Origin of the sequence: Thermomonas fusca, assembly GCF_005862345.1 — a bacterium.
GTDB classification, from domain to species: Bacteria; Pseudomonadota; Gammaproteobacteria; order Xanthomonadales; family Xanthomonadaceae; genus Thermomonas; species Thermomonas fusca.
The window spans coordinates 544,398-558,378 of the sequence record NZ_SROY01000002.1 but is presented as its reverse complement, the minus strand read 5'-3'; the positions used below and the strand labels follow the sequence as shown (position 1 = coordinate 558,378).

The 13,981-nt window shown below is 64.8% G+C and carries 10 protein-coding genes; 6 read left to right on the top strand and 4 right to left on the bottom strand.

Going from position 1 to position 13,981, the window contains the following annotated elements; all coding sequences use genetic code 11:
• Positions 1-249: hypothetical protein (locus E5S66_RS13745; RefSeq protein ID WP_246037163.1), on the top strand; the 249-nt coding region annotated here is incomplete at its 5' end.
• 57 nt (positions 250-306) lie between these two features.
• Here E5S66_RS13745 and E5S66_RS06765 read toward each other — a convergent pair.
• The 3 genes from E5S66_RS06765 to E5S66_RS06755 are packed head-to-tail and all read right to left on the bottom strand — an operon-like array spanning position 307 to position 5,751.
• Complete coding sequence (locus E5S66_RS06765) at positions 307-1,422, bottom strand: DUF262 domain-containing protein (RefSeq protein WP_138348500.1); 1,116 nt, start codon at positions 1,420-1,422, stop codon at positions 307-309.
• Complete coding sequence (locus E5S66_RS06760; RefSeq protein ID WP_171033496.1) at positions 1,419-2,186, bottom strand: FRG domain-containing protein; 768 nt, start codon at positions 2,184-2,186, stop codon at positions 1,419-1,421. The genes E5S66_RS06765 and E5S66_RS06760 overlap by 4 nt, the downstream gene beginning before the upstream one ends.
• Before the next feature lie 37 nt (positions 2,187-2,223).
• On the bottom strand, positions 2,224-5,751 hold the full coding sequence (locus E5S66_RS06755) for a methylmalonyl-CoA mutase family protein (protein WP_138348498.1): 3,528 nt from the start codon (positions 5,749-5,751) through the stop codon (positions 2,224-2,226).
• Between the two features lie 136 nt (positions 5,752-5,887).
• Between E5S66_RS06755 and E5S66_RS06750 the strand changes: the two genes are divergently transcribed.
• From E5S66_RS06750 to E5S66_RS06740, 3 genes are all read left to right on the top strand, one after another.
• Positions 5,888-6,694 carry a ChaN family lipoprotein gene (locus tag E5S66_RS06750; protein ID WP_138348497.1) on the top strand — a complete coding sequence of 269 codons (807 nt, stop codon included), beginning with the start codon at positions 5,888-5,890 and terminating at the stop codon, positions 6,692-6,694.
• Positions 6,695-6,918: 224 nt separating this feature from the next.
• Positions 6,919-8,019, top strand: coding sequence for a Glu/Leu/Phe/Val dehydrogenase dimerization domain-containing protein (locus tag E5S66_RS06745; protein WP_138348496.1), 1,101 nt, complete (start codon positions 6,919-6,921; stop codon positions 8,017-8,019).
• A 219-nt stretch (positions 8,020-8,238) separates the two neighbouring features.
• Complete coding sequence (locus E5S66_RS06740; protein ID WP_138348495.1) at positions 8,239-9,396, top strand: isovaleryl-CoA dehydrogenase; 1,158 nt, start codon at positions 8,239-8,241, stop codon at positions 9,394-9,396.
• 45 nt (positions 9,397-9,441) lie between these two features.
• Here E5S66_RS06740 and E5S66_RS06735 read toward each other — a convergent pair whose 3' ends face one another.
• Positions 9,442-10,878, bottom strand: a complete 1,437-nt coding sequence (locus tag E5S66_RS06735) for a GGDEF domain-containing protein (protein ID WP_138348494.1) — start codon at positions 10,876-10,878, stop codon at positions 9,442-9,444.
• Between the two features lie 272 nt (positions 10,879-11,150).
• Between E5S66_RS06735 and E5S66_RS06730 the strand changes: the two genes are divergently transcribed.
• Positions 11,151-11,666, top strand: coding sequence for a chemotaxis protein CheW (locus E5S66_RS06730; RefSeq protein ID WP_138348493.1), 516 nt, complete (start codon positions 11,151-11,153; stop codon positions 11,664-11,666).
• 88 nt (positions 11,667-11,754) lie between these two features.
• Positions 11,755-13,950, top strand: a complete 2,196-nt coding sequence (locus E5S66_RS13830; protein WP_138348492.1) for a methyl-accepting chemotaxis protein — start codon at positions 11,755-11,757, stop codon at positions 13,948-13,950.
• Positions 13,951-13,981: the final 31 nt, after the last annotated feature.

The window sequence follows — 13,981 nt, the reverse complement described above, 5'->3', positions numbered from 1 at the left end:
GTCCATCAGCACGTAGGCATGCAACCGGCAATCGAAGCGGGCAAGCGCAACCAGCAGGCACTGCAGGTAGCGCTGGCGGTCATCGTCATCGAGGAAACAGGGCAACCGATTGTTACCCCGCTGCACTACGTGCTGGGGAATACCGGCGAGATCGGGGCGAGGCAGGCGGGCCATGACCACAGCCTCCCCGCCCGCGAGGCGTCAGTCGATCAGCCTCTTGCGCAAACGCACATCGGAAATTGTCCCTGACACCTTTTTTTCCCTCGCCCGCACACCCCAATTGGCGAGGAATTGTCCCTGACACCTTTATTGCCTGAAATCAGACGCCATAAACGCCATTCGGCCCGCATTCTTCAACACTTCTTCCTTCCATTTAAGCGGAAGGACCTGGTCAACTAATACCGCAACCCGAAATTCAATTGCGTAAGTATCATTGGGAGTCTGAGATAAGCGATTGAACTGCGAGATTGCGCTCATGTCGAAGTCGAGTTCTCCCGCCCACCCTTGTTTGGCTGAGTGCCTCTTTTCTTCAAACGCTTGAAACTTCCGACGAGTCAGCTCGCCTTCGGCCCCAATCTCCAAACACGCGCGGAAAAGCCAGTAATAGACAGGAATCAAGCCAACCTGCTTCAACAACGGGTCACTGGCTTCGAACACCGATGTCATGGTGTCCAGAACGACCCGAGCCCGATCGATTGCATCCTCGAGCTGTGCTCGCGCTTTCTCCTCATTTTTGGCACGACGCACGAATCCATCCAGAAATTCCCGCTTCGTGTCAGCAACGGCACCGACCGCTTCAAGATACGCAATCTTACTTGCCACATCGAAGTAGCGAGCCCGATGGTCACGAAAGCTGATGCTTCTGATAAAGAACTCGTGGCTCGCCAGTTCGGAAATCATACGAGAGGCCGCGCCACCGCCAGTCCTCCGCTTCTCTGCAGAACTCAATGGAACGGCTTCATTGAGCCTACTGAACATTTCCTCGATGAACTCAAGATCCGCTGCTTCCACGCGAAAGACAGATAAACTCGTTGCGTCAAGTCGAATCTTTAGACTAGGAAGCTTCTTTGATATCTCGGAATACTTGAGTCCAGCGATTGACACATCACTGTTACCATACAAAATGAAGTCATCCGAAAGCGGGAAATCATCATCCAAGAAGCCCCATATGGCTTGCAGCCGCTGCTTCCCGTCGATGACAGCATAACGTTTAGAACCCGCTGGACCGGTATCGTGAAAATATATCTTCGGAATATCAAACCCGTTCAGCAGAGAGTCGATCAAGAGCTGCTTTTTAAACAGCGACCAAATCTCTCCTTCTCGTTGATAAGCAGGATCTAGATCGATCTTATCCCTAATAGAGTACAAATAAAGCACACTCGACTGAGGCATCTGTGTAACTTCGAATGGCGCAGCCTTCATGCGACCCCTCCAGCAGAGACCATGCCGCCCAGCTTATCAAGTTCAGGAAAAAGAGCGAACTCATTCATTTGCAGCACTGCAAGTTCCTCTCTTATTCTCTGTTTTGATGCGGAGGGAATCACATAGCGCCATATATGACTTTCATCGCCGATCAATTCCAACGGCGAAAAATCCGCATGAAAAACCGTAAAAACACCTAGCTGCGCTGCGATTCGCGCGGAGGTTCGAGGAGCCACCGCCGCGATCGGGCCTGAACCGGATCCCGCCGGCGTATTAACTACATTAGAGGTCAAATACGCTTCCAGTTGTTTGTCCATCCCGAAGAACGGGATACCCGCCTTGGACTGAAGCTCTTCCCATCCCGTAAGTTTGTTTAGTGCGGCGGGCAATATTACCCACAAGGCAGCATCACTGTTGTCTTCAGCACCTTTTAAGACCGCAAAATAGAGTGCAACCAGCGGACTTTCCGTCCAGTCAAGCAGTCGCGTTTTCACGGCGTAGTGCTGCATCAGGAAGAGCCACTCCCACTCATCTCTCGGTTGCAGGTCGATGAAGCGAGGAGCCATCTGGCGGAACCTTTTTAGGTTCTCGTACTCACGCTTTAGCGGATCACCCTCATTGCGCGAAATGCTAGGCGTCAACTGCCACGTGGAGTTTTCCTGCCCGCGAAACCACCGAGCCTCGCCACTAGTTTCCGCCGCATGAGTCTTTAACGTGGTAATAAGCTCAGCAACAGAATTAATTTGGACATCATTGAACTTCACCCTTCCCCCTTGCAGCAGCAGTCAAAATGACTAACCTTTACATATTCCGCCGATATTCCCCACCCACGTCATACAACGCATGGCTTATCTGCCCAAGGCTATGCGTCTTCACCGCCTCCATCAGCGCGGCGAACACGTTCTGGCGGTCGCGGGCGGTTTTTTGGAGGTAGGCGAGGCCGGCGTCGCGATCGGTGTTCGCGATCGGGGCTGAAGCCCCTCCTACAAGGGCGTTGCGGAGCTGCTGGTAGTTGCGGACATTGTCGATCTGCTGCCCCTTCTCCTCTTCGGTGGAGCGGATCAGCTCGATCTCGGTGACGATGTCGCCGCCGTGTTCCTTGGGCAGGAAGGTGTTGACGCCCACCAGCGGCAGGCTGCCGTCATGCTTCTTGTGCTCGTAGTACAGGCTTTCTTCCTGGATCTTGCCGCGCTGGTACATGGTGTCCATGGCGCCCAGCACGCCGCCGCGCTCGCTGATGGCCTCGAACTCCTTGTAGACGGCCTCTTCCACGATGTCGGTGAGCTTGTCCACGATGAAGCTGCCCTGCCACGGGTTCTCGCAGAAGTTCAGCCCCAACTCCTTGTTGATGATCATCTGGATGGCCACGGCGCGGCGCACGCTTTCTTCCGTCGGCGTGGTGATGGCTTCGTCGTAGGCGTTGGTGTGCAGGCTGTTGCAGTTGTCGAACAGCGCGTACAGGGCCTGCAGCGTGGTGCGGATGTCGTTGAACTGGATTTCCTGCGCGTGCAGGGAGCGGCCGCTGGTCTGGATGTGGTACTTCATCATCTGGCTGCGCGGGCTGGCGCCGTAGCGCTCGCGCATGGCGCGGGCCCAGATGCGGCGGGCCACGCGGCCGATGACGGTGTATTCCGGGTCCATGCCGTTGCTGAAGAAGAACGACAGGTTGGGCGCGAAGTCGTCGATGCGCATTCCTCGCGCAAGGTAGTACTCCACGATGGTGAAGCCGTTGGACAGGGTGAAGGCCAGCTGGCTGATCGGGTTCGCCCCGGCTTCGGCGATGTGGTAGCCGGAGATGGACACCGAGTAGAAGTTGCGGACGGCGTTGTCCACGAAGTACTGCTGGATGTCGCCCATCATGCGCAGGGCGAACTCGGTGCTGAAGATGCAGGTGTTCTGCGCCTGGTCTTCCTTCAGGATGTCGGCCTGCACGGTGCCGCGCACGGTCTTGAGCGTTTCCGCCTTGATGCGCGCGTAGGTCTCGGCGTCCACCAGCTGATCGCCGGTGACGCCCAGCAGGGCCAGGCCCAGGCCGTCGTTGCCCTGCGGCAGTTCGCCGGAATACGCCGGGCGCTGGCGGCCTTCGAACAGCTGCGCGATCTTCTGCTGCGCCGCCTGCCAGCGGGCGTCGTCGGCCTTCAGGTATTTCTCCACCTGCTGGTCGATGGCGGTGTTCATGAACATCGCCAGGATGATCGGCGCCGGGCCGTTGATGGTCATCGACACGCTGGTGGTGGGCGCGCACAGGTCGAAGCCGGAATACAGCTTCTTCATGTCGTCCAGCGTGGGCACGTTGACGCCGGAGTTGCCGATCTTGCCGTAGATGTCCGGGCGCGGCGCCGGGTCTTCGCCGTACAGGGTGACGCTGTCGAAGGCGGTGGACAGGCGCGCGGCGGGTTGGCCGACGCTGAGGTAGTGGAAGCGGCGGTTGGTGCGCTCCGGCGTGCCCTCTCCCGCGAACATGCGGATGGGGTCCTCGCCGGTGCGGCGGTACGGGTACACGCCGCCGGTGTAGGGGTAGTAACCCGGCAGGTTTTCCTTCTGCAGGAACACCAGCAGCTCGCCCCAGGCCTTGTAGGTGGGCGCGGCGATCTTGGGGATCTGCTGGTGGCTGAGCGACTCGCGGTAGTTCTCCACCCGGATGGTCTTGTCGCGCACCTGGTATTCGTTCACCGGCTCGGTGATCGCCTTCAGGCGCGCCGGCCAGTCGCGCAGCAGGCGCAGGGCGTCGGAATCCAGCGACTGGATGGCGTCGTTGTAGCGCTGGCGCAGGGTCTTCAGGCTGCGGTCGTCGCCGTCGGTGAGGGCTTCGGCCGGGTACAGGTCCAGCGCCTTGGGCAGCGCGGCATCGCCCAGTTCCTTCAGCGCGTCCCACAGCGACTGCGCGCGGTCGGCGATCTCCGCCTGCGATTCGATGCGGGCGTTGATGCTGCGGCCCTGCTCGGCGATCTCGGCCAGGTAGCGCACGCGGTTGCCGGGGATGAGGACGGTGGCGCGGGGTTCGCGCAGCGAAATGGTGTCAGGGACAATTTTGGCGAAGAGGGTGCAGCCGGTGCGATCGGTGCCGGGAAATTGTCCCTGACACCATTTCGCGTCGAGCAGGCGGCACAGGTTGGCGAACATCCAGTTCAGGCCGGGGTCGTTGAACTGGCTGGCGATGGTGGGATAGACCGGGACGTCCTCGTCCTTGGTCTGGAACGCCACGCGGTTGCGCTTCCACTGCTTGCGCACGTCGCGCAGGGCGTCTTCGGCACCGCGCTTGTCGAACTTGTTGAGCACCACCAGTTCGGCGAAATCCAGCATGTCGATCTTCTCGAGCTGGCTGGGCGCGCCGAAGTCGCTGGTCATCACGTACATGGGGAAATCGACCAGGTCGACGATCTCCGAATCGCTCTGGCCGATGCCGGCGGTCTCGACGATGACCAGGTCATAGCCCAGCGACTTCAAAAACGCCACGCAGTCCTTCAGCACCACGTTGGTGGCAGCATGCTGGCGGCGGGTGGCCATGGAGCGCATGAACACGCGCGGGGAGCGCAGCGAGTTCATGCGGATGCGGTCGCCCAGCAGCGCGCCGCCGGTGCGGCGGCGGGTGGGGTCCACGCTGACCACGGCGATGTGCATGCCCGGGAAGTTGGCCAGGAAGCGGTTCAGCAGCTCGTCGGTGACCGACGACTTGCCGGCGCCGCCGGTGCCGGTGATGCCGACCACGGGGGTCTTGCCCCCGGCCAGCTGCCATTCCTTGCGCAGGTGGGCCAGTTCGGTTTCGTCCAGCGCCTGTTCCTCGATGGCGCTGAGCATGCGGCCGATCTCGATCTCGTTGTCGAACGCGACCTTGTGCGGCGTCTCCACCGGCATGCGACCGGCTTCGGCGCGCTTGACCACGTCCTCGATCATCGCCACCAGCCCCATGTGCATGCCGTCATTGGGGTGGTAGATGCGCTCGACGCCGTAGGCTTCCAGCTCGCGGATTTCCTCCGGGGTGATGGTGCCGCCGCCGCCGGCGAACACGCGGATGTGCGCGGCGTCGCGCTCTTTCAACATGTCCACCATGTACTTCAGGTATTCCACGTGGCCGCCCTGGTAGGACGACAGCGCGATGGCGTCGGCGTCTTCCTGCAGCGCCGCGCGCACCACGTCTTCCACGCTGCGGTTGTGGCCCAGGTGGATGACTTCCGCGCCCTGCGACTGGATCAGCCGGCGCATGATGTTGATGGCGGCGTCGTGGCCGTCGAACAGGCTGGCGGCGGTGACGAAACGTAGCGGCGTGCGGTGTTCGTCCAGTGCGGTGGGCTGCTGCGGTTCGGGAAGGTTGGCGGCGGGGGTGCTCATCGCTCGAATCCACGGGTGTTCGGGTAATCGCCGATTGTAACGCGGGGTCCCTGCCCCGCCCCCCGCCTTGCCACGCGGTGCCGGGCAAATCCGGCCAGCGCTGTGGCAAGCTGCGCTGGACTTCCGGGTGATTTCCATGCGCCACGCCGTCCTGTTTCCCGCCCTGCTGACCGCCCTTGCCGCCTGTACGCACGCCGCCCCGGCCAGCGCGCCGCGGATGCTGCTGCTGGGGGAGGTGCACGACAACGCCGACGGCCACGCCGCCCGCGCCGCGCTGCTGCGCAAGGAACTGGAAGCGGGCTGGCGGCCGGCCATCGCGATGGAACAGTTCGACACCAGCCAGCAGCCGGCGCTGGACACGGCGATGGCCGAATGCGGCGATGCCGCCTGCGTGGTGGCGCGCGTCGCCCCGGCGAAAGCAGGCTGGACCTGGACGCATTACCAGCCGGTGATCGCTTTGGCGCTGCAGTACAAGTTGCCGCTGCTGGCCGCGAACCTGTCGCGCGCCGATGCATCCAGGGTGGTGAAGGAAGGCTTCGCCGCGGCGCTGCCGGCCGAACTCATCGCCCGCTACAGGCTGGACGCCCTGCCCGCGGACGTGCTGGCCGCGCAGGAAGCCGAGGTCCGCGACAGCCACTGCGGCGCGCTGCCGGAGACGCTCGTGTCGCCGATGGCGAAGGCGCAGATCGCCCGCGACGTGGTGATGGCCGAGACCATGCGCACGCACGCGGCCAGCGGCGTCGTGCTGATTGCCGGCAACGGCCATGTGCGCGGCGATATCGCGGTGCCGTTCTGGCTGCGCCGCGACGGCATGGCGCCGCGCGCGGTGGGTTTCCTGGAGCCCACGTCCAGCCCGACCGCCTTCGATGAGGTCCACCGCATCCCCGCGGCCCAGCGCCCGGATCCCTGCGCCGGTTTCAAGGCACCGAAAGCCGCGGGCTGATTGCGGCGCGCGGCGCCACCGCCGCATCGCCACCCGCACTGCGCAACGCGCCCTGACGGCCCCGCCGGCGGCCGTACCCATCCGTATGCCGGCCCCGCTCCGGAGAATGGCCTAAAATGCGTGGCTGTGACGGGGGGTTCACCCGGCCACAGCCAACATATCCGCTTCCATTCCCATAGCCACCGGTTCCGTTGTTCGCGGCGGACCCGGCCGGAGTTTTTGCAATGATCTTCGAAACGCTCGACATCTACGGCCACGAGCAGGTCGTGTTCTGCCACAACAAGGACGCTGGCCTGAAGGCGATCATCGCCATCCACAACACCGTGCTGGGCCCCGCGCTGGGCGGCACCCGCATGTGGCCGTACAAGAGCGAGGCCGAGGCGCTGAACGACGTGCTGCGTCTGTCGCGCGGCATGACCTACAAGAACGCCGTGGCCGGCCTGAACATCGGCGGCGGCAAGGCGGTGATCATCGGCAACCCGGCCACCGACAAGTCCGAGGCGCTGTTCCGCGCGTTCGGCCAGTTCGTGGAATCGCTGGGCGGCCGCTACATCACCGCCGAGGACGTCGGCATCGACGTCAACGACATGGAATACGTGTACCGCGAGACCGAGTACGTGACCGGCGTGCACCAGGTCCACGGCGGCTCGGGCGACCCCTCGCCGTTCACCGCCTACGGTTCGCTGCAGGGCCTGATGGCCACGCTGAACCGCAAGTTCGGCGACGAGGACGTGGGCAAGTATTCCTACGCCGTGCAGGGCCTGGGCCACGTCGGCATGGAATACGTGAAGCTGCTGAAGGAACGCGGCGCCAAGATCTTCGTCACCGACATCAACCAGGCGCTGGTGGACAAGGCGGTGACCGAGTACGGCGCCGAGGCCGTGGGCCTGGACGAGATCTACGACGTGCCGGCCGACGTGTATTCGCCGTGCGCGCTGGGCGGCACCGTCAACGAGCAGACCCTGCCCCGCTTCAAGTTCAAGGTGATCTGCGGTTCGGCCAACAACCAGCTGGCCAACAACGAGATCGGCGACGAAGTGGTCAAGCGCGGCATCCTGTACGCGCCGGACTACGCGGTGAACGCGGGCGGCGTGATGAACGTGGCGCTGGAACTCGACGGCTACAACCGCGAGCGCGCCATGCGCATGATGCGCACGATCTACCACAACCTGTCGCGCATCTACGAGATCGCCGACCGCGACGGCATCCCGACCTATCGCGCCGCCGACCGCCTGGCCGAAGAGCGCATCGAGACCATCGGCAAGCTGAAGCTGCCGCTGGGCCGCGGCCGCACCCGCTTCCAGGGCCGCATCCGCGGGAATTGATCGGGCGCTGCCCGATCAATTCTTGAATTGGCTTCCACAACCCCGCCGCTGTCGCGGCGCCCCCTTGACTCAAGGGGGCTTGGCAAGCGGAGCTTCCTAGCTGAAACGCCCGGCTCGCCGGGCGTTTTTGTTGCGGCGCCGGGGCCATGTTGCCGCTCAATTACAATTGACCTATCCGGCCCGCCGCCAGCGGGCCTTCCGACACCTTCGAGGAATCCCATGCGCCCCTTCCCCCTTGGCGAAGACATCGATGCCCTGCGCGAGGCGGTCCGCCGTTTTGCCGAAACCGAGATCGCGCCGCGCGCGGCCAAGGCGGACGAGGACAACTGGTTCCCGCAGGAGCTGTGGCCGATGCTGGGCGAGATGGGCCTGCTGGGGATGACCGTTCCGGGCGAGTACGGCGGCAGCGGGCTGGGCTATCTGGCCCATCTGGTGGCGATGGAGGAAATCAGCCGCGCCTCGGGCGCGATCGGCCTGTCCTACGGCGCGCATTCCAATCTCTGCGTCAACAACCTGCATGCCAACGGCAACGAAGCGCAGCGGGCGAAGTATTTGCCCAAGCTGTGCAGCGGCGAGTTCAAGGGCGCGCTGGCGATGAGCGAACCGGGCGCCGGTTCCGACGTGGTGGGCTCGATGAGCTGCCGCGCCGAGCTCAAGGGCGACGTGTGGATCGCCAACGGCAACAAGATGTGGATCACCAACGGCCCCGAGGCCGACGTACTGATCGTTTACATGCGCACCGCCAGCCGCGAGCTGGGCAGCAAGTGCATGACCGCCTTCATCGTCGAGAAGGGCATGAAGGGGTTCTCCACCGCGCAGAAGCTGGACAAGCTGGGCATGCGCGGCAGCAACACCTGCGAGCTGGTGTTCGAGAACTGCGAGATCCCGGCCGAGAACGTGCTGGGCGAAGTCAACAACGGCGTCAAGGTGCTGATGAGCGGTCTGAACACCGAGCGCCTGGTGCTGTCCGGCGGCCCCATCGGCCTGATGCAGGCGGCGCTGGACATCGCCCTGCCCTACGTGCGCGAGCGCCGCCAGTTCGGCCAGGCCATCGGCACCTTCGAGCTGATGCAGGCCAAGATCGCCGACATGTACACGGCGCTGCAGTCCAGCCGCGCCTTCGCCTATCAGGTCGCACGCGATTACGATTCTGGCCACAAGAGCCGGATCGACGCCGCGTCCTGCCTGCTGCATGCCTCCGAAGCAGCCGTGCAGGTGGCGCTGGAAGGCATCCAGACGCTGGGCGGCAACGGCTACATCAACGAATTCGCCACCGGCCGCATCCTGCGCGATGCCAAGCTGTACGCCATCGGCGCCGGCACCAACGAAATCCGCCGCATGCTGATCGGCCGCGAGCTGTTCGCCGGCAACCACTGAGGCACGCCCGCGGTAGCCGGCGCCGGCAACCGGCGTCGGCGCAGGTCAGGCCTGGCTGGCCGCGCGGCATCCGGGCGGCGGCTGATCCCAGCTGCGCGCCCGCATCGATTCCGGCCCGCTGGCACCGGCCAGGCATTCCGCGCAGCCGGTCTTCTCGAAGCGGTCGCGCCCGTTGCGCTTGGCCCGGTACAACGCGGCATCGGCCCGCTGCAACAGGGACGCTGCCGACACATCGGCATCGCAGGCCTCGGCGCCGCCGATGCTGGTGGTGAGCGGCCGCAGCGGCCAGTCGTTGGCGCGGACAGCGTGCAGCACGCGCTCGGCAATCGCAGGCAGCTGGTGCAGGTGGATGCCGTGGATCACCAGCACGAATTCCTCGCCGCCGTAACGGAAGGCCGCGTCTTCCGGGCGCAGCGTGGCCCGGAGCAGCCGGCCGATCTCGCGCAGGGCATCGTCCCCGGCCTGATGGCCGAAGGCATCGTTGTAGGGCTTGAAATGATCCAGGTCCAGCATCAGCAGCGAGAACGGCAGCCGCTGCCGGCGATCCGCGTGCAGCAGGCCCTGGAGTACGGCGTCCAGCTTGCGGCGGTTGCCCAGGCCGGTGAGCGCATCGGTATCGGCGGTATCGCGCAGGCGTTCGCTGCGATCCAGCAGCGCAGCCACCAGCCAGATCATCCACGCCAGTGATCCACCGGTGAACACTGCGCCGAGCGTGGAGGCGACGATCTGCGACACGCCAAAACGGGTTTCCAGCAGCTTGAACGCGAAGGTATAAGCCAGCGGCAGCAGCAGCGCCGGCAGCAGCAGGCTGCGCGCCAGCACGCCACCCAGCGTCGCGGCGGTACTGACCCGGGTCAGGCCGGTGGTCGGCACCGACGACATCCACCCCAGCGTGCCAAGCAGCATCAGCACGCCGGTGAGTATAGGCAGGCGCTCCAGCAGGCTCTCGCCGTGCTGGGCCAACACGAACGCGAAACTGGCCAAGCTCGCCATCGCGATCGCCAGCACGCCGAGTCCGAACAGCTCACGCAGGACCAGCGCGCGCCCGTTGAGGATCAGCAGGCCCTGCCCGCCCAACAGCAGGAAACCGCAGGCAGCCAGTTCCGCCATCCGCGTTGATGGACGCAGCCCTTCGCCCAGTGCGCTGTCCAGCCACGCGGCGATGCCGCGATAGCCGATGCCGCTGTATTCCAGCAACGAGTTGGCCGCCAGCCCGATCACGATCGCGCACAACAGGCTGGCCAAACGTCGGATCCAGCGGCGCCCGGTACCGACGGCCGCCAACGCCAGCCCCGACAGCAGCACGCAGAACGCGGCGGTCAGGCGCATGTCGCGACCGCCCAGGTCCGGCACCAGGTTGATGCCTGCGGCCCATTCCACGCTGCTGCCCAGGCCCACGACGATCATCATCAGGCTGGCCAGACGCCAATACAGCCGGTAACCGCGCATGGCCCAGCGGCTCTGAACGAAGTCCAGGTTCATGCGGCCCGCCCCCCGCCGACGACCGTGTTCCCAGGCAATAGCGGGGCTTGCGCGGAAAAGCGCCTGCGGATACCGCGTGTGAATCGCGGACTGCTGCCCAAGTGCTTCCCCTGTAGAGGCCGCCGGATGCGCCACGGCGGCCAGTCTGAGGCTAGGCCGGCGGAGGCGCCAGATTCTTGATCGCAATCAAGATTTCCACCGCTGGCTCGGGCTCAAGAATTGCCGCGGCCAGCCGATGACATGACTGCCAAGACCATGACCCCGGATATTCCATGAATAGCCCCGCAGCGCCGCATTCCGCCACCAGCACCACCGCCAAGGCCGCCACCGCCGGCGAATTCCTCACCTTCACCCTCGGGCAGGAGGAATACGGGGTGGACATCCTGAAGGTGCAGGAGATCCGCGGCTACGACGCGGTCACCCGCCTGCCGGATGCGCCCGACTACATCAAGGGCGTGATCAACCTGCGCGGCACCATCGTCCCGGTCATCGACATGCGGGTGAAGTTCCGGCTCGAGGCCAAGGTCGACGCGCTGACCGTGATGATCGTGCTCAACGTGGCCGACCGCGTGGTGGGCATGGTGGTGGACAGCGTGTCCGACGTGGTGCAGCTGACCACCGAGCAGATCCGTGCGATGCCCGAGGTGGGCACCGGCATCGACCGCCGCTTCCTGACCGGGATCGGCGCGCTGGACGAACGCATGCTGATCCTGCTCGACATCGAAGGCCTGATGACCAGTACCGAAATGGGTCTGGTGGTCGAAAGCGCAGCCGCCCAGGCGGCCTGATCCGGAAGGGCTTACGCCCACCCCCGCTTTACCAGCGCCGGCAACGCGCCCATGCGCAGCTCCGGCCCCGTTCTTCTCCGGTATCCACATGAACATCCTCGCTGCGCTCTCGAACAAGCTCGCCAACCTGTCGGTCCAGCGCAAGCTGATCCTGCTCACGCTGATCAGCGCGATCGGGGTGATCGCCGTCGCGGTGACCGCGGCGCGTTTCCAGTACCTGGACGTCAACAATACCCGCAAGATCGCGTTGGACATCCGCGTGCAGCTGGCCAGCAGCGTGCTGACCCATTACCAGCAGCTGGCCGAGAGCGGCCAGCTTCCGCTGAAGGATGCGCAGCAGCAGGCGTTGGCCGCACTGGCCACGATGCACACGGACGACAACGACAACTACTTCTACGTCCTCGACACCGGCAACCGGATGCTGATGCACCCGCTGCGCAAGGACCTGATCGGGCAGGACCTTAAGGACTACCGGACCGACCACGGCGACCGCCTGTTCTACGACCAGCTGGCATCGGTCCGCAACGGCGACGGCTTCACCACCTACCACTGGGCCAAGCCCGGCCACGGTGACGAGCCGGTGCTGAAGATGGCCTACGCCCGGCTGTTCCAGCCGTGGAACTGGGTGGTGGCCACCGGCGTGTACATGGACGACGTGCAGGCGCAGGCCTGGCGCTTCACCGGCGTGATGACAGTGGCTGGCGGCATCCTGGTGGTGCTGGTGTTCGCGCTTGGATGGCTGATCGGCCAGCGCATCGTCGTTCCGCTGCGCAAGGCCACGTCTGTCGCGGACGCGATCGCCCACGGCAAGCTGGACAACGCGATCGTGCAGACTTCGCGTGACGAATGCGGGCAGCTGCTGGGCAGCATGCGCGGCATGCAGGACCGCATCCAGGCGGTGCTTGCCGCGCAGCACGAGATGGCCCGCCGGCACGAGGCGGGCGAGATCAGCTACCGGATGGATGCGGCCTCCTTCCCGGGCGACTACGGCGCCATGGTGGCGGGTACCAACCAGCTGGTCGGCGACCATATCGGCGTGAAGATGCAGGTCATCAGCCTGGCCCAGCGCTATGCCATCGGCGACCTCAGCCAGGACATGCCGCAGCTGCCTGGCGAAAAGGCCGAGATCACCGAGACGATGGCTGCCATCAAGCGCAATCTCGGCGCGATCAGCCAGGGCATCCGCCAGTTGAGCGATGCCGCCGCCCAGGGCGATTTCAGCCAGCGCGGCGATGCCGGCAGCTACCAGTACGACTTCCGCGAGATCATGCTCAGCCTCAACCGGCTGATGGAGACCACCGACGACAACCTCGGCGAGATCTCCGGCCTGCTGCAGGCCATCGCGCGTGGCGACCTCACCGCGCGCATGGATGGCGATTTCCAGGGCGTGTTCGCGCGCATGCGCGACGATGCCAATGCCACCGTGGCCCAGCTCACCGGAATCGTCTCTGGCATCCAGCAGGCCGCCGGCAACATCAACGCAGCCGCCAGCGAGATTGCCGCCGGCAACGAGGATCTGTCGCGCCGCACCGAGCAGCAGGCGGCCTCGCTTGAGGAAACCGCCGCCTCGATGGAAGAGCTCACCTCCACCGTCAAGCAGAACGCCGACAACGCCCGCCAGGCCAACCAGTTGGCGCAGGGCGCGGCCGGCGTGGCTGCGCAGGGCGGCCAGGTGGTCGAGCAGGTGGTGACCACGATGGGCGCGATCGAGGCCTCGTCGAAGAAGATCTCCGACATCATCAGCGTGATCGACGGCATCGCCTTCCAGACCAATATCCTGGCGCTGAACGCGGCGGTGGAAGCCGCCCGCGCCGGCGAACAGGGCCGCGGCTTCGCGGTGGTGGCCGGCGAAGTGCGCGCGCTTGCGCAGCGCTCGGCGGGTGCTGCGAAGGAGATCAAGCAGCTGATCGAGGAGTCGGTGGGCAAGGTGACCGACGGTTCGGTGCTGGTGCGCCAAGCCGGCAGCACCATGCACGAACTGGTGACCTCGGTGCAGCGCGTCACCGACATCATGGCCGACATCTCCGCCGCCTCGCAGGAGCAGAGCACGGGCATCGAGCAGGTCAACCGCACGGTGACCCAGATGGACGAGACCACCCAGCAGAACGCGGCGCTGGTGGAAGAAGCCACCGCGGCCGCCCGCTCGATGGAAGAGCAGGCGCGCCAGCTCAGCGCGGCGGTGGCGGTGTTCCGGCTGGAGCAGGGCGTCACGCGCAGCCACGTCCGTGCCGGGGCGGCCGAACTGGACTACGACGCTGTGTTGGGTGCATTCAACGCGGCGTGATCCCTGCACGGCCCCACGGGCAGCGCCCGGC